The sequence below is a fragment of the Streptomyces sp. NPDC051218 genome, assembly GCF_044455475.1.
Classification (GTDB): Bacteria; Actinomycetota; Actinomycetes; order Streptomycetales; family Streptomycetaceae; genus Streptomyces.
Genome location: NZ_JBITEU010000001.1, coordinates 577,952 through 598,286 on the forward strand (window position 1 = coordinate 577,952; position 20,335 = coordinate 598,286).

The 20,335-nt window shown below is 70.9% G+C and carries 21 protein-coding genes; 13 read left to right on the top strand and 8 right to left on the bottom strand.

The features are described from left to right. The first annotated feature begins 205 nt into the window (after nucleotides 1-205). Nucleotides 206-1,009 (top strand): site-2 protease family protein, encoded by an 804-nt coding sequence (locus ACIBCK_RS02655; protein ID WP_399386243.1) that lies wholly within the window; start codon nucleotides 206-208, stop codon nucleotides 1,007-1,009. Here ACIBCK_RS02655 and ACIBCK_RS02660 read toward each other — a convergent pair. From ACIBCK_RS02660 to ACIBCK_RS02670, 3 genes are read right to left on the bottom strand one after another with little or no spacing between them, the layout of a single operon-like run. After that, nucleotides 999-1,274 carry a hypothetical protein gene (locus tag ACIBCK_RS02660; protein WP_399386244.1) on the bottom strand — a complete coding sequence of 92 codons (276 nt, stop codon included), beginning with the start codon at nucleotides 1,272-1,274 and terminating at the stop codon, nucleotides 999-1,001. The two genes, ACIBCK_RS02655 and ACIBCK_RS02660, sit on opposite strands and share 11 nt — an antisense overlap. 12 nt (nucleotides 1,275-1,286) lie before the next feature. After that, on the bottom strand, nucleotides 1,287-1,991 hold the full coding sequence (gene npdG, locus ACIBCK_RS02665; RefSeq protein WP_399386245.1) for an NADPH-dependent F420 reductase: 705 nt from the start codon (nucleotides 1,989-1,991) through the stop codon (nucleotides 1,287-1,289). A gap of 37 nt (nucleotides 1,992-2,028) precedes the next feature. Beyond that, nucleotides 2,029-3,105 carry an exo-alpha-sialidase gene (locus ACIBCK_RS02670; protein ID WP_399386246.1) on the bottom strand — a complete coding sequence of 359 codons (1,077 nt, stop codon included), beginning with the start codon at nucleotides 3,103-3,105 and terminating at the stop codon, nucleotides 2,029-2,031. Nucleotides 3,106-3,184: 79 nt separating this feature from the next. On the opposite strand from ACIBCK_RS02670, the gene ACIBCK_RS02675 reads away from it, so the two are divergent. Beyond that, on the top strand, nucleotides 3,185-3,805 hold the full coding sequence (locus ACIBCK_RS02675; protein ID WP_399386247.1) for a hypothetical protein: 621 nt from the start codon (nucleotides 3,185-3,187) through the stop codon (nucleotides 3,803-3,805). 73 nt (nucleotides 3,806-3,878) lie between these two features. Further along, complete coding sequence (locus tag ACIBCK_RS02680; RefSeq protein WP_399386248.1) at nucleotides 3,879-5,144, top strand: MFS transporter; 1,266 nt, start codon at nucleotides 3,879-3,881, stop codon at nucleotides 5,142-5,144. A 30-nt stretch (nucleotides 5,145-5,174) separates the two neighbouring features. Here the strand turns inward: ACIBCK_RS02680 and ACIBCK_RS02685 are convergent, their stop codons facing one another. Then, nucleotides 5,175-5,408 carry a hypothetical protein gene (locus ACIBCK_RS02685; RefSeq protein WP_399386249.1) on the bottom strand — a complete coding sequence of 78 codons (234 nt, stop codon included), beginning with the start codon at nucleotides 5,406-5,408 and terminating at the stop codon, nucleotides 5,175-5,177. 60 nt (nucleotides 5,409-5,468) lie between these two features. On the opposite strand from ACIBCK_RS02685, the gene map reads away from it, so the two are divergent. Beyond that, nucleotides 5,469-6,326, top strand: a complete 858-nt coding sequence (map, locus tag ACIBCK_RS02690; protein WP_399386250.1) for a type I methionyl aminopeptidase — start codon at nucleotides 5,469-5,471, stop codon at nucleotides 6,324-6,326. Nucleotides 6,327-6,464: 138 nt separating this feature from the next. Next, nucleotides 6,465-7,121, top strand: a complete 657-nt coding sequence (locus ACIBCK_RS02695; RefSeq protein ID WP_399386251.1) for a heme oxygenase (biliverdin-producing) — start codon at nucleotides 6,465-6,467, stop codon at nucleotides 7,119-7,121. A 104-nt stretch (nucleotides 7,122-7,225) separates the two neighbouring features. Here ACIBCK_RS02695 and ACIBCK_RS02700 read toward each other — a convergent pair whose 3' ends face one another. The 3 genes from ACIBCK_RS02700 to ACIBCK_RS02710 form a co-directional block, all read right to left on the bottom strand. After that, nucleotides 7,226-7,885 carry a PhzF family phenazine biosynthesis protein gene (locus ACIBCK_RS02700; protein ID WP_399386252.1) on the bottom strand — a complete coding sequence of 220 codons (660 nt, stop codon included), beginning with the start codon at nucleotides 7,883-7,885 and terminating at the stop codon, nucleotides 7,226-7,228. A gap of 60 nt (nucleotides 7,886-7,945) precedes the next feature. Then, on the bottom strand, nucleotides 7,946-9,400 hold the full coding sequence (locus ACIBCK_RS02705; RefSeq protein WP_399386253.1) for an HtaA domain-containing protein: 1,455 nt from the start codon (nucleotides 9,398-9,400) through the stop codon (nucleotides 7,946-7,948). A gap of 81 nt (nucleotides 9,401-9,481) precedes the next feature. Then, nucleotides 9,482-10,900: an HtaA domain-containing protein gene (locus ACIBCK_RS02710; RefSeq protein WP_399386254.1), complete on the bottom strand. Its 1,419-nt coding sequence runs from the start codon at nucleotides 10,898-10,900 to the stop codon at nucleotides 9,482-9,484. A gap of 155 nt (nucleotides 10,901-11,055) precedes the next feature. On the opposite strand from ACIBCK_RS02710, the gene ACIBCK_RS02715 reads away from it, so the two are divergent. The 7 genes from ACIBCK_RS02715 (at nucleotide 11,056) to ACIBCK_RS02745 (ending at nucleotide 18,465) form a co-directional block, all read left to right on the top strand. Further along, complete coding sequence (locus tag ACIBCK_RS02715) at nucleotides 11,056-12,072, top strand: hemin ABC transporter substrate-binding protein (RefSeq protein ID WP_399386255.1); 1,017 nt, start codon at nucleotides 11,056-11,058, stop codon at nucleotides 12,070-12,072. Further along, entirely contained in the window at nucleotides 12,069-13,163 is a 1,095-nt protein-coding gene (locus ACIBCK_RS02720) for a FecCD family ABC transporter permease (protein WP_399386256.1), read from the top strand. The genes ACIBCK_RS02715 and ACIBCK_RS02720 overlap by 4 nt, the downstream gene beginning before the upstream one ends. Then, on the top strand, nucleotides 13,160-14,008 hold the full coding sequence (locus tag ACIBCK_RS02725) for a heme ABC transporter ATP-binding protein (protein WP_399386257.1): 849 nt from the start codon (nucleotides 13,160-13,162) through the stop codon (nucleotides 14,006-14,008). Before ACIBCK_RS02720 ends, ACIBCK_RS02725 begins: the two co-directional genes overlap by 4 nt. 121 nt (nucleotides 14,009-14,129) lie before the next feature. After that, nucleotides 14,130-15,299, top strand: a complete 1,170-nt coding sequence (gene efeO / locus ACIBCK_RS02730) for an iron uptake system protein EfeO (protein WP_399386258.1) — start codon at nucleotides 14,130-14,132, stop codon at nucleotides 15,297-15,299. Nucleotides 15,300-15,316: 17 nt separating this feature from the next. Next, nucleotides 15,317-16,603 (top strand): iron uptake transporter deferrochelatase/peroxidase subunit, encoded by a 1,287-nt coding sequence (efeB, locus tag ACIBCK_RS02735; RefSeq protein WP_399386259.1) that lies wholly within the window; start codon nucleotides 15,317-15,319, stop codon nucleotides 16,601-16,603. A gap of 22 nt (nucleotides 16,604-16,625) precedes the next feature. Beyond that, nucleotides 16,626-17,624: an iron uptake transporter permease EfeU gene (gene efeU / locus ACIBCK_RS02740; RefSeq protein ID WP_399386260.1), complete on the top strand. Its 999-nt coding sequence runs from the start codon at nucleotides 16,626-16,628 to the stop codon at nucleotides 17,622-17,624. Beyond that, nucleotides 17,527-18,465, top strand: coding sequence for a hypothetical protein (locus tag ACIBCK_RS02745; protein ID WP_399387207.1), 939 nt, complete (start codon nucleotides 17,527-17,529; stop codon nucleotides 18,463-18,465). The genes efeU and ACIBCK_RS02745 overlap by 98 nt, the downstream gene beginning before the upstream one ends. A gap of 13 nt (nucleotides 18,466-18,478) precedes the next feature. Here the strand turns inward: ACIBCK_RS02745 and ACIBCK_RS02750 are convergent, their stop codons facing one another. Then, nucleotides 18,479-19,222 (bottom strand): bifunctional DNA primase/polymerase, encoded by a 744-nt coding sequence (locus tag ACIBCK_RS02750; RefSeq protein WP_399386261.1) that lies wholly within the window; start codon nucleotides 19,220-19,222, stop codon nucleotides 18,479-18,481. Nucleotides 19,223-19,392: 170 nt separating this feature from the next. Here ACIBCK_RS02750 and ACIBCK_RS02755 point away from each other — a divergent pair, with 170 nt between their 5' ends. Next, entirely contained in the window at nucleotides 19,393-20,295 is a 903-nt protein-coding gene (locus ACIBCK_RS02755) for a glycerophosphodiester phosphodiesterase (protein ID WP_399386262.1), read from the top strand. Nucleotides 20,296-20,335: the final 40 nt, after the last annotated feature.

Below are 20,335 nucleotides of genomic sequence, written 5' to 3' on the forward strand. Positions count from 1 at the left end.
GGTGTGGGGTGGCGCGGGACGCTGCGCCGGGCTGTACGCACCACTTGGTACCTGTTTCGCCGAGTCTGCCCTCATATGCGGGACGGTCCGGATGTACTCGGTCCCACCCTCCCTGGAACTCCCCGCCCAGTGCGAGACGTTTTCGCGGTGGGCCGGGGTACGGTCCCGTACGACAACAGGCCGCCACCCCCAGGAGCCCCGCCCCATGACCACCGCTCCCACCCGACGCAGCGACCGGCGGATCAGCCCCGTCTTCCTCGGGATCGCCGCCGTCACCGCGGTCTCCGGCTGGGCCGCGTGGACGGGCTTCGCGGACAACACCGGGCTCGCGGTCTTCCTCTTCGTCACGGCGGCCTGGATCGTCTCGCTCTGCCTGCACGAGTACGCGCACGCCCGCACCGCCCTGCACAGCGGCGACATCTCCGTCGGCGCGAAGGGCTATCTGACCCTCAATCCGCTGAAGTACACGCACGCGCTCCTGAGCATCGTCCTTCCGGTGCTCTTCGTGATCATGGGTGGCATCGGCCTGCCCGGCGGCGCCGTCTTCATCGAGCGCGGCCGCATCAAGGGCAAGTGGAAGCACTCTCTGATCTCGGCCGCGGGGCCGCTCACGAACGTGGCCTTCGCGGTCGTCTGCACCGCGCCCTTCTGGCTCGACGCGCTCTCCGGCGTCCCGGACACCTTCCGCTTCGCGCTCGCCTTCCTCGCCCTGCTCCAGGTGACGGCCGCGATCCTGAACTCGCTGCCCATCCCGGGCCTGGACGGGTACGGCGTCATCGAGCCCTGGCTCTCGCACACGATCCGCCGCCAGGTGGAGCCCTTCGCGCCGTTCGGCCTGCTCGCCGTCTTCGGCATCCTGTGGATTCCCGAGGTCAACGGCGCCTTCTTCGACGCGATCGACGCGATCTTGCGCGGGCTCGGCGTCCACGACCTGGAGACGTACTGCGGCCAGGACTTCTACCGCTTCTGGGACGGCGACCCGAGCCAGTACTGCACGCTCAGCCCGTAGCGGCGGTGCGCGCGGCGTCCCGCTCGGCCCTCGCGCGGCGCAGGTAGTACCACGCCATGTTCGACGAGAGTCCGGCGAGCAGCACCCAGATGACGCCGATCCAGTAGCCCTGGACGAAGGAGACCACGGCCGCCACGACGGCGAGGACGCAGACCGCGAGGGCGTAGAGAGCGAGGCGGGGCATGGGGGTCGGCTCCTGTCGGGGTTCGGTCCGTGGGGTGCGGGACGGCGCGTCGAAACGGCGTCCCGAACCAGTGTCCCCCATGCCCGCCACGTCCTAGACGTCGGTCACGCGCAGCCCCGCGTGCGCCTTGTAGCGCCGGTTCACGGAGATCAGGTTGGCCACGAGCGACTCGACCTGGTGGGCATTGCGAAGCCGCCCCGCGAAGACGCCCCGCATGCCCGGGATCCGCGCGGCGAGCGCCTGGACGAGGTCCGTGTCGGCGCGGACCTCGCCGAGGACCATCACGTCGGTGTCGATCTCCTCGACGGCCGCGTCCTGGAGCAGGACCGCCGACAGGTGGTGGAAGGCGGCCGTGACGCGGGAGTCCGGAAGCAGGGCGGCGGCCTGCTCGGCCGCGCTGCCCTCCTCGGGCTTCAGGGCGTAGGCGCCCTTCTTGTCGAAGCCGAGCGGGTTCACGCAGTCGACGACGAGCTTGCCGCTGAGCTCCTCGCGCAGCGCCTCAAGGGTCTTGCCGTGCCCGTCCCACGGCACGGCGACGATCACGATGTCGCTGCGCCGCGCGCACTCCGCGTTCTCGGCGCCCTCGACGCCGTGGCCGAGCTCATCGGCGGCGGCCTGCGCCCGCTCGGCGGCACGGGAGCCGATGATCACCTTCTGGCCCGCGCGGGCCAGGCGGTAGGCGAGGCCGCGGCCCTGGTCGCCGGTGCCGCCGAGCACGCCGACGACGAGCCCGGAGACGTCGGGCAGCTCCCAGGGGTCCTTGGCCGGGGGCTTCTGCGCATTGTCGTTAGAGGTCATGCCGCTGACCTTACTCACCGGTTCACCGCCGCCACCGTCAGACCAGCGCGGCCACCGGTATCCGCCGGAACGTGATGGTCTCGTACGCGCTGAAGTCTCCCGTCTCGTAGAGGAGTCCGACGGTCCCGTCGTCGACGCGGACGAGGTCGGAGTACGCGGCGGGCAGCCCGTCCACGGTGTACGCGTCCTGCCACGTGGTGCCCGCGTCGCGGCTGCGGCGCACCGTCATCAGGGCCCGGAAGCCGGGGTCGGCGGGCCCGGAGAACAGCAGCACGTCGGGCGTACGCAGGTGCAGCACGCTGCATTCGACGACCGGGCCGACGAGCCCCGCCTGCGGCCGGAAGGGCTTGACCAGGCTCTGGCCGCCGTCGAGGGAGTGGGCGTCGGCGCGGGTGCCGGGGGACGGGGAGTCGTTGCGGGTGTTGAAGTAGAGCCGCCCGTCGGGGAGTTCGGCGGCGGTGGTCTCGTTCACGTTCACGTAGCCGTCGGTGTTGTCGTCGGCGTAACCGATGCGCCAGGTCTGGCCGAGGTCGTCGCTGAGCAGACAGTGGCCGCCGTTGTACTTTCCCTCGGTTCCGTTGTCGGTGCCGGTGGGCGGCAGGGAGTGGTTGGCGGGCACGACGATCCGGCCCGTGCCGGTCTGCAGGGCGTGCCCGGGGGTGGTGGCGTACCACCGCCAACTCGCCTTCTTCACCTGCCCGGTGATCTCCCTCCCGGCGGACCAGGTCAGCCCGTCGTCGTCGCAGTGCCGCACCCAGATCCGCCGCCCGTTCGCGGCGGACACCTTGCCGCGGCGGATGGCGTCCTCGGTCGCGGCGGCGGCGTTGCGGACATGGACGAGGAGGATCCGGCCGGTGGTGAGGACGACGGGGGCGGGGTTGCCCGCGAGGTCGGCGCCGTTCTGGACGACGACCTGGAGCGGCCCCCAGGTGCGGCCGCCGTCACTGGAGCGCTTCAGCACCACGTCGATGTTGCCGAAGTCCTCCTGCGAGCCGACCCTCCCCTCGCAGAAGGCCAGCAGGGAACCGGAGTTGGAGCGCACGACGGCGGGGATACGGAAGCTCGCGTAACCCTCTTGTCCGGCGCGGAAGGGAACAGACGTCTCATCAGCCATCCCCGGTCAGTCCCCACCCCGGACGAATTCCCGGTGAACTCCGCCTGACGACTCGTTCGTTGAGGCAGGATGCGACCTCATGGACGCCGTACGGGTAGCGCTGCTGCGCGAGGTGCTCGCGGGAACCGAGTGGGTGGGCGCGACGCGCCGCTTCGCGGGCACGCTGCGTTCCTCCGTCGTGCCGCATGGCGGGGGCCTCCTCCTGGTGGGCACGCAGGAGTACGAGCCGTGGCATCTGGCGGCGCATCTCGTGGACGAGGCGGCATGGTCCGGGACGCCGGAACTGACGCCGACACTCGTACGCCACCGGGTGCGGGAGGGTGATCCCGCGCACCTGTCGACCGGGCTCGGCCGCATCGAGGCGGCGCGCCGCGGGGAGACACTGCTCGTGGTGGCGCCGGACACGCCCGCGGCCCCGCCGGGCGCGGACCTCCTTGAACGGGTGCACGACGCGCGGGCCGCGGGTGCGACGGTGCTGTCCCTTGGTTCGGGGCACGGCGACCTGCGGGCCATGGCGCACGAGGCCCTGCCCGTGCCGGAGTCGCCCGACCTCGACCTCGACCTGGACATGGTCCAGCACCTGGTGAGCGCGGCGGCCGGCGAGAACTCGCTCCCCGCGGCGCGGGGCCGACGCCGCCTGCGCGACCGCCTCTCCCGCCTGGCCGACCAGCTGACGTCGCCGCCTCCGGCACGGTGGTGAGGGAACATGGCCGCTCACGGCGGCGGATAATTCGGTTGCCGCGGTTCATGAACAGCACTGACCATGGCTTTTCGTGTCCATCTCCTCGATATTGCCCGACCTCTCCCCCTGGCGCTCCACGCGCGACTTCCGGCTGCTCTGGGTCCAGGGGCTCGTCACGACCTTCGGCAGCTTCATGGCCCTGGTCGCGCTGCCGTTGCAGATCAAGGACCTGACCGACTCCCCGCTCGCCGTCGGCGCGATGGGCGCGGTCGAGCTGGTGCCGCTGATCGTCTTCGGGCTGTACGGAGGTGCGCTGGCCGACGCGGTCGACCGGCGCCGGGTGATTCTCCTGACGGAGGCCGGGCTCGGCCTGCTGGCGGCGGTGCTCCTGGTGAACGCGCTGCTTCCGCAGCCGCTGCTGTGGCCGCTGTACGTCGTCGCGGCGGGCGTCTCCGCGCTCGCGGGGCTGCAACGCCCGGCGCTGGACTCCCTGATGGCCCGCATCGTGCCGCACGACCAGCTCACCGCGGCCGCCGCGCTCAACTCGCTGCGCTGGAACGTCGGCGCGATCGCGGCCCCCGCGCTCGCGGGCCTGGTCGTCGCCTACGCCGGGCACGCACCCGCGTACGCGGTGACGGTGGTCTCGTTCGCCGCCTCCGTGGCCCTGTGCGTCCGCCTCGCGCCCGCGCCTCCCGCGCACGACGCGCAGAAGCCGTCCCTGCGGGGCCTCGCGGAGGGCGCACGCTTCGCGTGGTCGCGGCCGGTGCTGCTCGGCACGTACGCGATCGACATGGCGGCGATGTTCTTCGCCTTCCCGAACACGATCTTCCCGTTCCTCGCGGAGGATCTCGACGCGGAGTGGTCACTCGGCCTGATGTACGCGGCCGGGGCGGTCGGCTCGCTGCTGCTCAGTCTGACCAGCGGGTGGACGTCACGGGTGCGGCGGCACGGGCTGCTCGTCGTGTTCGGGGCGGCGGGATGGGGGCTCGCGATCACGGCGGCCGGGTGGTTCGGCAACGTCTGGCTCGTCCTTGTGTGCCTGGCGCTGGCGGGCGCGGGCGACATGGTCAGCGGGCTCGGCCGCTCCACCATCTGGAACCAGACGATCCCGGACGAGCTGCGGGGCAGGCTCGCCGGCATCGAAGTGCTCTCCTACAGCGTCGGCCCGCAGCTCGGCCAGGTCCGCGCGGGGGCGGCCGCAGGATGGACGGGCACCCGCAGCGCCATCTGGTCGGGCGGCCTGGCCTGCGTGGCCTCGGTCGCGGCCCTGACGGCGGTGCTGCCGAAGCTGCTCACCTACGACGCGAACACGGACGAGGACGCGGTCCGGCGCCGGGAGGTGTCCGCAGCGACTTGACGAGGCTGACGGACCGTCCCGGCGGCGGGGTCAGGCGCCGCCCCCCTCGCCCCGGGCGTCCTTGTCATGCCACTTCGGGTCGGTCTCCCACTCCAGGTTCCGCTCGGCGGCGGTCTCCATCGCCCGCTGGGCCTCCTCGCGGGAGGCGTACGGCCCGAAGCGGTCCTTGCCCGGACAGTCGGGGCCCTCCTCGACCTTCTTGTGCTCCAGGCAGTAGAACCACTCACCCGGTTTACCGACGGTCCGCTTCTTGAACAGTGCCATGTGATCTGCTCCTCTCTCTCCAGCCATGCTGCCCCACCACCGCTGGTTAGACTCGCTTGCATGTCTGGCCAGTCACTGCTCGTACCAGGGGAGCTCTCTCCCATCCGCCCCGTTCCGGGAAACATCAGGCGCCCGGAGTACGTGGGGAAACCCGCGCCCACCCCGTACACGGGGCCCGAGGTGCAGACCCCCGAGACCATCGAGCTGATGCGCACCGCGGGTCGCATCGCCGCCCGCGCGATGGCCGAGGCGGCCAAGCACATCGCGCCCGGGGTGACCACCGATGAGCTGGACCGCGTCGCCCACGCGTACATGTGCGACCACGGCGCCTACCCCTCCACGCTCGGCTACCGCGGCTTCAAGAAGTCGCTGTGCACCTCCGTCAACGAGGTCATCTGCCACGGCATCCCGGACTCCACCGTCCTGAACGACGGCGACATCATCAACCTCGACGTGACCGCGTACATCGGCGGGGTGCACGGCGACAACAACGCCACGTACCTGGTCGGTGACGTCGACGAGGAGTCGGCGCTCCTCGTGGAGCGGACCCGCGAGTCACTCGCGCGGGCCATCAAGGCGGTCAAGCCCGGCCGCCAGATCAACATCATCGGCCGCGTCATCGAGTCGTACGCCAAGCGCTTCGGCTACGGCGTCGTCCGCGACTTCACCGGCCACGGCATCAACACGTCCTTCCACTCCGGCCTGATCGTCCCGCACTACGACAGCCCGCACGCCACGACGGTGATCCAGCCCGGCATGACGTTCACCATCGAGCCGATGCTGACGCTCGGCACGCATGAGTACGACATGTGGGAGGACGGCTGGACCGTGGTGACGAAGGACCGCAAGCGGACCGCGCAGTTCGAGCACACGCTCGTGGTGACGGACAGCGGGGCGGAGATCCTTACGCTTCCCTGAGCTCCGAGCGGGTAGCTTTTTTACCGACAGGACGTCGGGAACCAGTTGACTTAGGTAAGCCTAACTTGGATGATCGGTAGCGGTCGACTGGTTCCCGCCTTCTTCGGCTTCGGCTCTCTCCCGCTTCGGAGGTCCCTCATGGATCCGTTCTCCACGGTCATCCGCACCGCGTCGCACGAGCAGCACACGGAGGCGGAGACCTCGACGTTCATGAGCGACCTGCTCGGCGGCAGGCTCGGCGTGGACGCGTACGCGCGCTACACGGAACAGCTGTGGTTCGTGTACCGCGCCCTGGAGGACGGCGCCGCTGCGCTGAAGGACGATCCGGTCGCGGGGCCGTTCATACAGCCCGAGCTGCTGCGCGTCGCGGAGCTGGAGCGGGACCTCGCGCACCTGCGGGGCGCGGGCTGGAAGACGTCCGCCACTCCCCTGCCCGCCACGGCTGCGTACGCGGCGCGGGTCGCGGAGTGCGCCCAGGAGTGGCCCGGTGGTTACGTCGCCCACCACTACACCCGCTACCTCGGCGATCTCTCCGGCGGCCAGATCATCCGCGGCAAGGCGGAACAGACATGGGGCTTCGCCCGGAAGGGCGACGGCGTCCGTTTCTACGTCTTCGAGAACATCGCCAACCCGGCCGCGTTCAAGCGGGGCTATCGGGAGCTGCTCGACGGGTTGGGGGAAGTGGTCCCGGACGAGCTCGAGCGCCAGCGGATCGTGGACGAGTGCAAGCGCGCTTTCGCTTTGAATACGGGGGTTTTCCGCGAGCTGGGGGATGAGTTCCCGCTGACGGCGTGAGAGCAGAAGATTCAGCCCCTCCGGCGTTTGAGGAGCGGGGTCCGGGGCGGAGCCCCGGTTTCGGGAAGGGGCGGGGTTGGGGAAAAGACCGCCGGAGGCAGACCTCAGCCCCCACCCAGCCGCACCCGACCCCCCACCTCGATCAAACCCCCGGGCGCCGGCGCCGTGAGGATCTGTGAGCCGCGTCCCTGCGTGATGTTGAGCGCCCGCCCAAGACGCCCCGTCAGGAGCAGCGCCGCCGCCCCCGTAGCCTCGTCCTCCCGGATGCCGTCGTCCCGCCCGGGGAAGGCCCGCGCCCGCACCCTCCCCGCCGCCTCGTCCTCCCACGCCCACGCGTAGATCCACTCCCCCGGCGGGGGCACCGTGAGGGCGTCCACCTCGGCCGGGGTTGCGTACGAGCGAAGGACGCGCCCCGGCGCCCACTCCGCCCGCGCAGCGATCCAGCTGAACTCCCCGTCCTGGCGGGCCCCCACGACCCCGGCGGGTGTGACCAGCTCAGGGACGTCGAGGAGCCAGGACGCCCCCACGCAGGGGTGCCCGGCGAAGGGCAGCCGCAGGGTGGGGGTGTAGATGTCGATGACCCCGCGCTCGGGGTCATCGACGAACACCGTCTCGCTGAAGCCGAGCTTCGCCGCGACCTCCTGCCGCTCACCCCGCCCGGGAACGCGGGCCCCGTCACGCACGACACCCAGCTCATTGCCGTGCCGACCGTCGGGCCCGCAGAACACCCGGAGTACATCGAGACCGTCAGGCAGTTGCGTCATCCCGGCATTCAAGCATCCCGGGCTTCGCGCCTCCCAGATATTTCAGGACGCCCGGCTGTGTCAGGACGACCGGCGGCGAGCCACGTAGACCGCTCCGGCGCCCGCGACGGCAATCGCCCCCGCGGCCCCGAGCACCGCACCCGTCGGCACCGACGCACCGGTGGACGCCAGCGAACCCCCCGTACCGCCGCCGACCGTGCCGCCACCGCCGAGGTCCGACGAACCCCCGCCGGTGGAGCCGGAGTCGGCAGAGCCGCCCGTCGAGCCGCCGCCGCCCGGCAGTTCCGCGCCGTCGGCGACCGAGAGCGCCACCGTCACGGGGTCGATCGCGTCGCCCTCCTTGTAACTGGACGGCGCGTCCTCGCTCTCGAACTGCTTCGCGCCGGCCGCGGTGAACGCAGCGGGCACCTTGTCGAGCACGACGACATCGTCCTTCGCCGCGTACGACGCCTTGGAGAGGTCGAGCGTCGCGAACTTCACGTCGTTGTCGGTGCCCTTGGGCGTGGTGACGTCCACCGTCAGCGTGCCCTTGGTGCCGTCCGCGGCCACCTTGATGTCGCTGAACTTCATGTCGATGCCGTGCGCCTTGTACTGGAAGCGGACGGCGCCGCCGAAGGACGCGTTCAGCTTCTTGGCGTCGCTGTCGACCTCACCCTTGGCGTACGGGAAGTCGTAGCCGTTGTCGTTCTTCTCGGCGCCATCGGAGGGCGTGGCGTCGCCGCCGGACTCGATGTAGCGGCGGAAGCTCTCCTTCACGCCCCAGGCGAGCGACCCGTCGTGGACCTTCCCCGCCTCCTGCGAGGGCGCGGGCTTCGAAGTGGACGACGTGGGAGCGGGGGTGGGCGAGGCCGTCGTCGAGCCGGACGGCGTGGGGGTGGCCGTCGGCTTCGGTGTCGAGGTCGGCTTGTCCGTGGGCGTCGGCGTGGGCGTCGGGGTCGGGGTGCCCGTCGGAGGCGTCTTCTGTGCGACGGTCAGCGGGTCGCCGTCCGCGCCCGTGTACCGGCCACCGCCGCCGAGTGCCTCGTCCGCCTCCTTCGTCAGCTTGGTCTTCATGTCGGCCATGGTGCGCGTGACGGTGACGTCGGCAAGGGGCACGTCCTCCTTGGGCGTACCGCCTTCTCTGGTGACGTCGGCCGTGATCTTCGCCTTGGCGCTGTCGAAGCGGACGTCCGTGAGCTTGACGTCGAAGCGGTGCAGCTCGGAGGTGAAGTTCACGCTGCCCTTGAAGGCCAGGTCGACGGTGTGCTTCTCGGAGTCGTAGGTCCCCGCCCCGTCGACGAAGCTCAACGGCCCGTTCCCGGCAGCCTGTTCGGCGCCGCCGGCGACGGTGATCTTGCCGGCCGCTATGCCGGTCACATAGCTGCGGTAGCTCTCCTTGACGCCCCACGTCAGCCGGTAGTCCTTCAGCGGCACTTCGGCCGCGGACACGGGGGCGGCCGCCAGGACGGTGGCACCGAGCGCCACAGCGGTGGCGGCGGCCGAGGCGAGGGCTATGGGGCGGCGAATGGCTGCCATGGTCAGTGGTCTCCTTGGAGTGAGGCGAAGTGAAGTGGCTGGGGGGTGCGAGGCAAGGCGGGGCAGGGCGATGCGGCTGCGTCAGGCCTGGTCGGCGCCGCGCCGTTTGCGTACGACTCCGAACGTGACCGCCGCGGCGAGCAGCACCGCCACGCCCGCGCCGATGCCGATCGGCAGGGCGGGTGACGAGGAGTCGGAGGAGTCGGCGGCGTTCTCGGTCTTCGGCTCGGCGGCCTTCTTCGCCTGCGGCGTCGGGCTCGCGGAGGAGCCGAGGTCCGGCAGCGCGGGCAGCTTCGCGTCCGCGTCGAGGGCGACGGCGAGCGAGAGCGGGTCCATCGCGGAGCCCGCCTTGTACATGCCGCCGAACGCCTTGGCGCCGTCGGCGGTGAGCTTCGACGGCACTTCGGTGAGGGAGACGAGCCCGTCCTTGGGCTTCAACTCCCCCGCGGCGAAGGTGATCAGCGGCGCCTTCTTCAGCGTGACGCCCTTGTAGCCCTTGCTCCGGACGGAGGCGAAGAGCGTGCCCTTGCCGTCCTCGGCCTCGACGGCGACCTTGCTCAGCGTGAGGTCGAGGCCGTGTTCGCCGGTGAAGCGCACCGCGCCCGCGAAGTCCGCGTCGAGGGTCTGCTTCTTCTTGTCGTACGTCCCCTCGCCCTGGGGGAAGCGGAAGAGCGCGCCGCCGTCCTGGGCTCCGGCGGACAGTTTCCACTCGCCCTTGGCGATGGACCCGGTGACGTACTCGCGGAAGGTGCGGCGCACACCCCAGTCGACGGCGGCGTCCTCGATCCGGCCCGCCTTCGCCTTCTCACCGGAGGACTTCGAGGGCTTCGGTGCGGGCTTCTTCGACTGCTTGCCGGGGGCGGGCTTCGCCGCGAGGTCGGTGGACAGGCTCACCCGGTCGAGCTCGGTGCCCGCCGTGTAGTACCCGGCGAAGGCCTTCGCGCCCTGCGAAGTGAGCGTCGCGGGGAGGTTGTCGAGGGCGATCGGGCCCGAGCCGCCCTTCATGTCGACGCCGGACATACCGAGGGTCGCGAGCGGCACCTGGGCGTTGGTCGTGACCTTGCCCGTGCCCTTCTGCTTGCTCACCATGTCGGCGTAGAGCGTGCCGGAGCCGCCGGAGATCTTGACGGTGGGGCGGCTGATGGTGAGGTCGAGCTCGTACGAGCCGCCCTTCTTGTGCCCGAGGAAGTGCACCCCGCCCAAGAACCCGGCGCTGAAGGCCCCGCTGTCCGGGTCGTACGAGCCCTTCGCCGAGTGGAAGCGGAACTGGCTGCCGCCGACCGTGGCGGCGCCGCCCTGGAGCGTCGAACTCCCCTGGGCGATGGGCCCGGTGACGTAGCTCTGAAAGGAGGATTTGATGCCCCAGTCGAGCCGTCCGCCCTGGACCGTGCGGTCCTCCGCGTGCGCGGTGGCCGCGGGAAGCAGTGCTCCGACGAGTGTGGTGAGCACGGCCACGGCTCCGGCGCGGGCGATGGCTCGCGCCTGTCTTGACGACGACATGGGCACCCTCCAGGTGTGGCTAATGAGGTAAGGCTAACCTAAACTACGATCACTCCGGCTGGAACCCCCATCCCGGCCACCCGGACCCGGGCACCGCACCGCGGAGCCCCGGCGGGGCCCTCAACAGCACGACAGGACGGTGGACTTCGGTGCGTATGCCGCGCTCACTCCGTATCGCCGGCGCGTGGACCGCCGTTCTCGCCCTGGCCCTCACGGGCTGTGGTTCGTCGTCGGACGACGGCGGCGGGGCATCACCCAAGGCGAAGGCGGCGGCCTCGGCGCCCCACCGGGTCGAGCCCCTGGCGTCGCGCCCCGACCCCGCGCTCCCGACCACCGTCACGTCGGCCGACGGCAAGAAGGTCACCGTCGAGGACACGAGCCGGATCGTGCCCCTCACCGGCAGCCTGAGCGAGATCGTCTTCACGCTCGGCCTCGGCGAGAACGTCGTGGCCCGCGACATCACCGCCACCTTCGAGCAGGCGAAGAAGCTGCCGGTGGTGACACGTGCGCACGACGTCTCGGCGGAGAGCGTCCTCTCCCTGAAGCCGACGGTCGTCCTCGCGGACACCACGACGGGGCCGGCGGAGGCGATCGGCCAGATACGTGACGCGGGCATCCCGCTGGTCGTGTTCGACCCGGCGAAGGGCCTCGACGACGTGGGCCCCCGGATCGACGCGGTGGCCAAGGCACTGGGCGTCGCGAAGTCGGGCGAAGAGCTCAAGTCCCGTACGCAGGAACGCATCGCGAAGGTGCGCGAGGGCATCCCGGCGTCCGCCCGCACCGAGAAGCCCCGCGTCGCCTTCCTCTACCTGCGCGGCTCCGCCTCCGTCTATCTGCTCGGCGGTCGCGAGTCCGGCGCGAGTTCACTCCTGGAGGCGGCGGGCGCGGTCGACGCGGGCAAGGCCTCGGGGCTCAAGAAGGACTTCACCGCGATCACCAGCGAGGCGCTGGCCAAGGCGGCGCCGGACGCGATCCTGGTCATGTCCAAGGGGCTCGAATCGGTCGACGGCGTGGACGGTCTGCTCAAGGTCCCGGGGGTCGCCGAGACCCCGGCCGGCCTCGACCGCCGCATCGTCTCGGTCGACGACGGAGTGCTCCTCAACTACGGGCCGCGTACGGACCAGGTCCTGAAGTCCTTGGTGGAGCAGTTGTACGGGGGCGGTCAGAAGTGACCGTCCTGACCAAGGCGGCGGACGCCGGTCCCGGCACGCGGGAGCCCGCGACTCGCCGAAGCCGGCGCGGCGCGGCCACCTCCCTGACCGCCGGGCTCACGGCCGTCCTCGTCCTTCTCTGTTTGCTCTCCGCGGGCATCGGCGCGTACGACATCCCCCTCGGGGACGTCCTCGGTTCCGTGCAGCACCGGATCGGGCTCGGCGGAAACGCGCTCGACCGGGTCGGCGAGAGCGTCCTGTGGAACGTGCGGCTGCCGCGCGTGACGCTCGCGCTGCTCGTCGGCGGGTCGCTCGGCTGCGCGGGGGCGCTCATGCAGGGCGTGTTCGGCAATCCGCTCGCCGAGCCCGGCGTCATCGGGATCTCCGCGGGCGCGGCCGTCGGCGCGGTGGCGTCGATCGCGCTCGGCCTCAGCTTCTTCGGCAACTGGACCGTGACGGTCTGCGCTTTCGTCGCCGGTCTCGCCACCGTCCTTCTCGTGTACGTCCTTTCGCGCGACGGCGGCCGTACGGAGGTCGTCACGCTCATCCTCACCGGGATCGCCGTGAACGCGTTCGCGGGGGCGCTGATCGGGCTCTGCATCTTCTTCGCGGACAACGCGCAGATCACCCAGATCACGTTCTGGCAGCTCGGCTCGCTGGCGGGGGCGACGTGGCCGAAGGTGCTCGCCGTGCTGCCGTGTGCGGTGGCCGGGCTCGCCGTGGCGCCGCTGTACGCAAGGAAGTTGGACCTGCTCGCGCTCGGCGAGCGGCCCGCGCGGCATCTGGGGGTGGACGTCGAGCGGCTGCGGCTCGTGCTCGTCCTGGTGGTGGCGCTGCTGACCGCCGCCGCCGTGGCCGTCGCCGGGATCATCACGTTCGTCGGCCTGCTCGTCCCGCATCTGCTGCGGATGGCGGCGGGGCCCGGCCACCGGTTCCTCGTGCCGGGCAGTGCGCTGGGCGGGGCGGTCGTCCTGGTCGGCGCGGATCTCGCGGCGCGGACGGTGGCGGCTCCCGCGGAGCTGCCGCTGGGGGTGCTCACCGCGCTCTTCGGGAGCCCGTTCTTCTTCTGGCTGCTGCGCAGGACCCGTCGTAAGCAAGGGGGTTGGGCATGATCGGGCGGATCGCACGTCGGTTGTTCGGACCCGGCGGCGGGCGGGACACCCTGCCGGCGAGCTTCGCGCCCGGCGACGTACTCGCCGACGCGTCGGAGCTGGTGGTGCGGCTCGGCGGGCGCGAGGTCCTGTCCGGGGTGTCCCTCACCGCGCGGGCGGGTGAGGTGCTTGCCCTGGTCGGGCCCAACGGAGCGGGGAAATCGACCCTGTTGGCCGCGCTGGCCGCGGATGTTCCGGTGGAGGCGGGGGTGGTGCGGGTCTGCGGGCGTCCTGTCACGGCGTGGCCCGCGCGTGAACTCGCCCTGCGGCGCGCGGTGTTGCCGCAGGCCGCCGCGCTCTCCTTCCCCTTCGCGGTCGAGGATGTCGTACGGATGGGGCGTGCGCCCTGGGCGGGGACGGTGCGGGAGGAGGACGACGACCGTGTCGTGCGGGAGTCGATGGCCGCGACGGAGGTGGGTGCTTTCGCCGCCCGTTCCTTCTCCGCGCTGAGCGGGGGTGAGCGGGCGCGGGTCGCGCTGGCGCGGGTCCTTGCCCAGCGGGCGCCCTTGCTCCTCCTGGACGAGCCGACCGCGGCGCTCGACCTCCGCCACCAGGAGCTGGTCCTGCGGATCTGCCGGGAGCGGGCCGCTGCGGGGGATGCGGTGGTGGTGGTCCTGCATGACCTGGGTCTGGCTGCGGCGTATGCGGATCGGGTGGCGGTGCTGTGTGACGGGCGCGTCGCCGCGGAGGGGCCGCCGGCCGGGGTCTTCACCGGCGACCTCCTCACCGAGGTCTACCGGCAGCCGGTCGAGGTCTTCCCGCACCCGCGAACGGGGGCTCCGCTGGTGGCTCCGGTACGAAGTTAGGGATTGCCCCCCGCCAAACCCTTGACCTGCACTTTGCCCTCCGCACAGGTAAGGCACAGTTAAGTTAGGTTCCCCTCACCAGCACGCCGGAGTAAGTCCGTGCCCCGCCTTGGAGCCACCTATGCGCCCCGCCAGACTCCCTGTCGCCACTGCCACCGCCATCGCCGCGGTGGCGGCCCTCACCGCCGTCACGGGCTGCACCGAGAAGAGCGACGCGAAGGGTGGGGGCAACACCGTCGAGGTGACCGCCACCGACGACACCTGTGAGGTCTCGAAGACGAAGCTCAGTTCGGGGCACGTCGAGCTCGCCATCGAGAACAAGGGCTCCAAGGTCACCGAGGTATATCTCCTCTTCCCCGACGACCGCATCGTCAGCGAGCGCGAGAACATCGGCCCCGGCACGAAGCAGAAGCTCACCGCCGAGGTGAAGTCCGGTTCGTACCAGATCGCCTGCAAGCCCGGCATGAAGGGCGACGGCATCCGCCAGAAGGTCACCGTCAGCGGCGGCAAGGCCGTCAAGCGTGACCCGCGCCTGGACAAGGCCGTCGCCGACTACCGTGCCTACGCGCAGGAGCAGGCCGACGCCACGCTCCCCAAGGTGAAGCTCTTCACCGACGCCGTCCGCGAGGAAGACATCGAGGGCGCCAAGAAGGCGTACTCCACCTCCCGCATCGGCTGGGAGCGCACCGAGCCCGTCGCCGAGTCCTTCGGTGACATCGACCCGAAGGTCGACCTGCGCGAGGACGGTCTCGAGGACGGCCAGGACCTGGAGAAGGACTGGACGGGCTGGCACCGCCTGGAGCGCTCCCTGTGGAAGGACAAGAAGCTCGGCGCGCGTGACAAGGAGCTCGCCACGCAGCTCGACAAGGACCTCAAGGACTGGCAGAACCGCGTCGGCAAGGCGGAGATCACTCCGACCTCCATGGCCAATGGCGCCAAGGAGCTCCTCGACGAGGTCGCCACCGGCAAGGTCACCGGCGAGGAGGAGCGCTACTCGCACACCGACCTCGTCGACTTCAAGGCGAACGTCGAGGGAGCGGAGAAGGCGTACGGGCTGTTGAAGGCCGTCGCCTCGGAGAACGATCCGGCGCTGACCAAGGAGCTCGACAAGCAGTTCGCGGCCCTGGACAAGCTGCTCGGCAAGTACCGCGAAGGCGGTGGCAAGGACTCGTATGAGTTCACGTCGTACAACAAGGTCGGCAAGGCGGACCGCAAGGAGCTCCAGGACGGCGTCAACGCGCTCGCCGAGCCGCTGTCGAAGCTGGCCGCCGCCGTCGTGAACAGCAAGTAGCAGCAGGGGACCGCACGATGGCTGAGAGCACGCACGACACCGAGGCCGAGACCGAGACCGACGGCGGGGACGTCGGCAACTCCGGGTCACCTTCCCGGCGTTCGCTGCTCGGCTGGGGTGGCGCCGGGCTCGCGCTCGGCGCCGCCGTCACCGGGGGCGCCGTCGCGGTGGCCCGGTCCGGGGACGAGGCCGTGCCCGCCGCGTCGGCGGGCGGCGCGGTCGCCTTCCTCGGCAGGCACCAGGCGGGCATCGCCACGCCCGTCCAGGACCGGCTGCACTTCGCCGCGTTCGACGTGAAGACGGATGACCGGGAGGAGTTCGTACAGCTCCTGAAGGACTGGACGAAGGCCGCCGCCCGGGTGACTGCGGGCCACGAGGTCGGTGAGGGCGCCTTCGGCGGGCTCGCGGAGGCGCCGCCGGACGACACGGGCGAGGCGCTCGGCCTCAAGCCCTCCCGGCTCACCCTCACCATCGGCTTCGGGCCGGGCCTCTTCGAGAAGTTCGGGCTCGCGGACCGGCGGCCCGAAGCCCTCGTCGACCTGCCGAAGTTTCCCGGCGACAATCTCGACGCGTCCCGCGGTGGCGGCGACCTCTGCGTGCAGGCCTGCGCGGACGACCCGCAGGTCGCCGTGCACGCCATCCGCAACCTCGCCCGCATCGGCTTCGGCAAGGTCGCGGTGCGCTGGTCGCAGCTCGGGTTCGGGAAGACGTCCTCCACGACGCCGGGGGCGCAGACCCCTCGTAACCTCTTCGGGTTCAAGGACGGCACCCGCAATGTGTCGGGCGAGGACGACTCCGCGCTCGCGAAGCATGTGTGGGTCGGCGAGAAGGACGGGCCGGGGTGGATGGTGGGCGGTTCGTATCTCGTCGCGCGTCGTATCCGCATGAACGTCGAGACCTGGGACCGGACGCCGCTCGGTGAGCAGGAGGACATCTTCGGGCGCGACAAGCGCGTGGGCGCGCCGGTCGGCAAGGCCAAGGAGCACGACGAGCCGTTCCTGAAGGCGATGAAGCCCGATGCGCACGTCCGGCTCGCGCACCCCGACTCCAACGACGGTGCGACGATCCTGCGCCGCGGCTACTCCTTCACGGACGGCACCGACGGCCTGGGCCGCCTGGACGCGGGGCTCTTCTTCCTGGCGTACCAGCGGGACGTGCGCACCGGTTTCATCCCGGTGCAGCGCAGTCTGGCGCGCGCCGACGTTCTCAACGAATACATCCAGCACGTGGGTTCAGCGGTCTTCGCGATCCCGCCGGGCGTCCGGAACAAGGACGACTGGTGGGGCCGGGCACTGTTCGGCTGAGGCCTGAGGGGGTCTGACAGACATGTTCGGCAATTACCTGATCGGCCTGCGCGAAGGTCTTGAGGCCAGCCTGGTCGTCTGCATCCTCATCGCCTATCTGGTGAAGACGGAGCGGCGCGACGCCCTCAGGCCCATCTGGATCGGCATCGGCGTCGCGTGCGCCCTGGCGCTCGGCTTCGGCTGCGCGCTCACCTTCGGTTCGCAGGAGCTGACGTTCAAGGCGCAGGAGGCGCTGGGCGGTTCGCTGTCGATCGTCGCCGTCGCCCTGGTGACGTGGATGGTCTTCTGGATGCGGCGTACGGCCCGGCATCTCAAGGCGGAGTTGCACGGCAAGCTGGACGCGGCCCTGCAGATGGGCACGGGCGCCCTGGTCGCGACCGCATTCCTCGCCGTGGGCCGGGAGGGCCTGGAGACCGCGCTGTTCGTGTGGGCCTCGGTGCGGGCATCGGGCGACGGTACGCCAGGACCGCTGATCGGCGTGCTCCTGGGTCTGGCCACGGCGATCGCTCTCGGCTGGCTGTTCTACAAGGGCACGGTCCGCATCAACCTGGCGAAGTTCTTCACCTGGACCGGCGCGATGCTGGTGGTCGTGGCGGCGGGCGTACTGGCGTACGGCGTCCATGACCTGCAGGAGGCGGAGTTCCTGGGCGGGCTGCGGAACAAGGCGTTCGACATCAGCGCGACGATCCCTCCGGACAGTTGGTACGGCACGCTTTTGAAGGGTGTCTTCAACTTCCAGCCCGACCCGACGGTTGTCCAGGTCACGGTGTGGCTGCTGTACCTGATCCCGACGCTCGCGCTCTTCTTCGCCCCGGTAGGGTTCGGGCCCGGGAAGGGGAAGGTGAACGCAACGCATGAGCAGGCTTCCAAGGCAGCGCACTCCGATGCGGGACGGCAGGTCGCGACGGCCGGTCCGGTACGCGATGGTGGCGTCGACGGTGACCGTACTGACGGTGACGGCGAGCGGGTGCGTGACGGTGCACGGGGAGCGGGAGGTCGTCCCGTCGGCGACGAAGGCTGAGGCCGAACGTGCGCTGAAGGACTTCCTCACCGCGTACAACAAGGCGGACAAGGCGTACGATCCGGCCCTGGACGCGGCCCGGGTCACCGGACCGCTGAGCGCCATCAATCAGGCGGGGCTGAAGTCGAACCGCGCCCAGCACCCGGACGGCAATCCCGGACAGGTGCCGCTGAAGCTGACGGACGCGAAGTTCACGATCCCCAAGAAGGCCGGCTGGCCGCGGTGGTTCGTCGCCGACACGCATGCCAATCGCCGGGAGGACATGCGCTGGCTGTTCGTCTTCACGAAGGGCAGCGCCGACCAGCTGTGGGAGGCCTCCTACCTGAACCTGGTGTCGCCCCAGAAGCTGCCCGAGCTGAAGAAGGACAAGGACGGCTGGGCGGAACCGGTCGCGGTGAACTCCAAGGCCCTCGCGGTGGCGCCGAAGAACCTCGGCAAGGAGTACACGTCGTATCTGAAAACGGGCGGCGACGTGTTCGCGCCGGGCGACCACACGTCGACGTGGAAGGCGTTCCGCGACAAGAACACCAAGCGCCGCGGCATCGCCGTGCAGTACATCGACGAGCCGCAGAACGAGGGAACGTTCGCGCCGGTGGGCCTGCGCACCGAGGACGGCGGGGCGATGGTCTTCTTCTCGACGCACCACTACGAGAAGCAGACCGCGGCGAAGGGCGTGAACCTCACCGTCGAGCCCGCGGTGAAGCCTCTCCTCAAGGGCGAGGTCAGGCAGTCGGTGACGCTGGAGCGCGTCTCCAACCAGGTCGTCGTCGACCCGGCGGGTTCGGGCAAGGTGGCGTTCCTGAGCCGCATCCAGGGCCTGACGGGCGCGAAGGGCGAGTAACCGCGCGCAGGCGTCAGCCCCGCAACGGCCAGGCCGCGACGTCGTGCTGGGGCTCGCCCGCGACGCGGGCGCACTCGTCGGTGAGCGTCTCCAGGAGCGTCAGCGGGTCGGGAAGCTCGTGTTCGGGGCCGCGGATCCAGTGGACCGCCAGGTCACCGGGGAGCCGCGCGGGCGGCACGAGGACGTACGAACCGCGGCAGTGCCAGCGCAGGCCGGGGTGTTCGTTCGTGGTCTCGGGGTGGCAGTCCAGCTCGCAGGGCCACCACTCGTCCTCGTCCTCGGGGGTGCCGCGGGTGAGCGTGAAGAAGAGCATCCGCCCCTCGTCCATGGGGCCCTCGGACTCGGCGACGGGGCCGACGTCGATGCCGTCGGCGAGCAGCCTTCCGAGGGCCTCGCGGCCTGCGGCGAGCGGTACGTCGAGTACGTCGTGGACCATGCCGGTCGCGGTGATGAAGTTGGCCTGCGGCTGGTGCCTGGCCCAGCGCTCGATCTGCCCGCGGTCGGTGGTGGACTGCGTCTGCCAGGCGAAGGAGATGGGGTGCCTGGCGGGGGTGGGACAGCCGATGCGGTCACAGGAACATCTGTACGCGGAGGGGTGCGCGGCCGGTGAGAGTGGCAGACCCGCCGCCGCGGCGGCGACGAGCAGGGCCTCGCGGCCCGCCTCCTCACCTGCCGTGTCCTCCGGTCGGGGACGTCGGCGAAGCCACTGGGAAATCCTGCTCTGCCCGCCGGACCGGCGGCCGAACTCCGCGCCCATCTATCCCCTCACCTCGCATGTGTGCCGAGAAGCATCTCCCATGGTCGCACCATCCTGCTCCTCGGGGGGCCAGAGCCCACATCCGGGGTAGCGGGGGTGATGCAAGGCGCAGGGTGACATCGCGCGTCATTGCGTACTAACCGGTGATTTGCCCGCCTACCGTGTTCGCCATGGTCACCAGGACTGTGCTCACGGGACTCTCGGGGCTCATGAGCCTCACCACACTGGCTCTCGCGGCGCCCACGGGACCGCTCGCCCCGCTCGAATGGGTCCGCGGCGGCCCCCTCACGGTGGAGGCCCTCCCCGGCATCACCTACACCGCGCACCGCGGGGGCGCCCTGGAGGTGCCGGAGAACAGCATGTCGGGCCTGGTGGCGGCGTACAAGCGCGGCACGTCGCAGGTCATCGACGTCGATACGCGGATACTGCGGGACGGCACCCTCGTGGCCATGCACGACGCGACCCTGGACCGTACGACGACGTCGAAGGGCCCGGTGCGCACGCTGACCCTGCGCGAGTGGCGCAAGGTGCGGCTGCGGCCGGGCCCCGGTCTGCCCGGCAGCTGGCGCTCCGAGCGGCCGCCCACGGTCGCCGAGGTCCTGGACCGTTTCGGCGGGCGGATCGTGCTGATGCTGGAGGCGAAGGACCCGAGCAGCCTGCGCAAGCTCGGCTCGCTGATCCGCGCCCGCGGCCTGACGCGCTCGGTGTTCGTGAACTCCAATGAGCCAGGAGTCGCCGCGCGCGCCCACGGCATGGGCCTGCTCGCGCAGCTGTGGCGCTCCAAGGCACAGATGCGCACGGACCGGCCCGAGCGGTGGGCCGGGTTCGTGGACGTCCTGGACGTGGATCACAAGGCGCGGGACGTGGATCTCCTGCGCGCCGTCCACTCCGGGGTCCCCCGGGTGTGGGCGCACACGGTGACCACGCCGCGTCAGCGCGACCGCGCGCTGCGGCTCGGCTGCAACGGCGTGATCACGGATACCCCGGGGCTCCTCGCGCGGACGCCGGTGAAGGGGGCCAAGGGCGTGAGCGCCACCGGTCTTCGGCACGGGTGGCCGGTCAACTCCGCGTGACCGCCGGGGTGACCATCGGCGGGCACGGACGCGGGTGCGG

What these genes read in the sequence shown, in the direction of transcription:
- ACIBCK_RS02655 (WP_399386243.1), top strand. Translation starts at nt 206, where the DNA reads ATGACCACCGCTCCCACCCGACGCAGCGACCGGCGGATCAGCCCCGTC.
- ACIBCK_RS02660 (WP_399386244.1), bottom strand. Translation starts at nt 1,274, where the DNA reads ATGGGGGACACTGGTTCGGGACGCCGTTTCGACGCGCCGTCCCGCACC.
- npdG (WP_399386245.1), bottom strand. Translation starts at nt 1,991, where the DNA reads ATGACCTCTAACGACAATGCGCAGAAGCCCCCGGCCAAGGACCCCTGG.
- ACIBCK_RS02670 (WP_399386246.1), bottom strand. Translation starts at nt 3,105, where the DNA reads ATGGCTGATGAGACGTCTGTTCCCTTCCGCGCCGGACAAGAGGGTTAC.
- ACIBCK_RS02675 (WP_399386247.1), top strand. Translation starts at nt 3,185, where the DNA reads ATGGACGCCGTACGGGTAGCGCTGCTGCGCGAGGTGCTCGCGGGAACC.
- ACIBCK_RS02685 (WP_399386249.1), bottom strand. Translation starts at nt 5,408, where the DNA reads ATGGCACTGTTCAAGAAGCGGACCGTCGGTAAACCGGGTGAGTGGTTC.
- map (WP_399386250.1), top strand. Translation starts at nt 5,469, where the DNA reads ATGTCTGGCCAGTCACTGCTCGTACCAGGGGAGCTCTCTCCCATCCGC.
- ACIBCK_RS02695 (WP_399386251.1), top strand. Translation starts at nt 6,465, where the DNA reads ATGGATCCGTTCTCCACGGTCATCCGCACCGCGTCGCACGAGCAGCAC.
- ACIBCK_RS02700 (WP_399386252.1), bottom strand. Translation starts at nt 7,885, where the DNA reads ATGACGCAACTGCCTGACGGTCTCGATGTACTCCGGGTGTTCTGCGGG.
- ACIBCK_RS02705 (WP_399386253.1), bottom strand. Translation starts at nt 9,400, where the DNA reads ATGGCAGCCATTCGCCGCCCCATAGCCCTCGCCTCGGCCGCCGCCACC.
- ACIBCK_RS02710 (WP_399386254.1), bottom strand. Translation starts at nt 10,900, where the DNA reads ATGTCGTCGTCAAGACAGGCGCGAGCCATCGCCCGCGCCGGAGCCGTG.
- ACIBCK_RS02715 (WP_399386255.1), top strand. Translation starts at nt 11,056, where the DNA reads ATGCCGCGCTCACTCCGTATCGCCGGCGCGTGGACCGCCGTTCTCGCC.
- ACIBCK_RS02725 (WP_399386257.1), top strand. Translation starts at nt 13,160, where the DNA reads ATGATCGGGCGGATCGCACGTCGGTTGTTCGGACCCGGCGGCGGGCGG.
- efeO (WP_399386258.1), top strand. Translation starts at nt 14,130, where the DNA reads ATGCGCCCCGCCAGACTCCCTGTCGCCACTGCCACCGCCATCGCCGCG.
- efeB (WP_399386259.1), top strand. Translation starts at nt 15,317, where the DNA reads ATGGCTGAGAGCACGCACGACACCGAGGCCGAGACCGAGACCGACGGC.
- efeU (WP_399386260.1), top strand. Translation starts at nt 16,626, where the DNA reads ATGTTCGGCAATTACCTGATCGGCCTGCGCGAAGGTCTTGAGGCCAGC.
- ACIBCK_RS02745 (WP_399387207.1), top strand. Translation starts at nt 17,527, where the DNA reads ATGGTGGCGTCGACGGTGACCGTACTGACGGTGACGGCGAGCGGGTGC.
- ACIBCK_RS02750 (WP_399386261.1), bottom strand. Translation starts at nt 19,222, where the DNA reads ATGGGCGCGGAGTTCGGCCGCCGGTCCGGCGGGCAGAGCAGGATTTCC.
- ACIBCK_RS02755 (WP_399386262.1), top strand. Translation starts at nt 19,393, where the DNA reads ATGGTCACCAGGACTGTGCTCACGGGACTCTCGGGGCTCATGAGCCTC.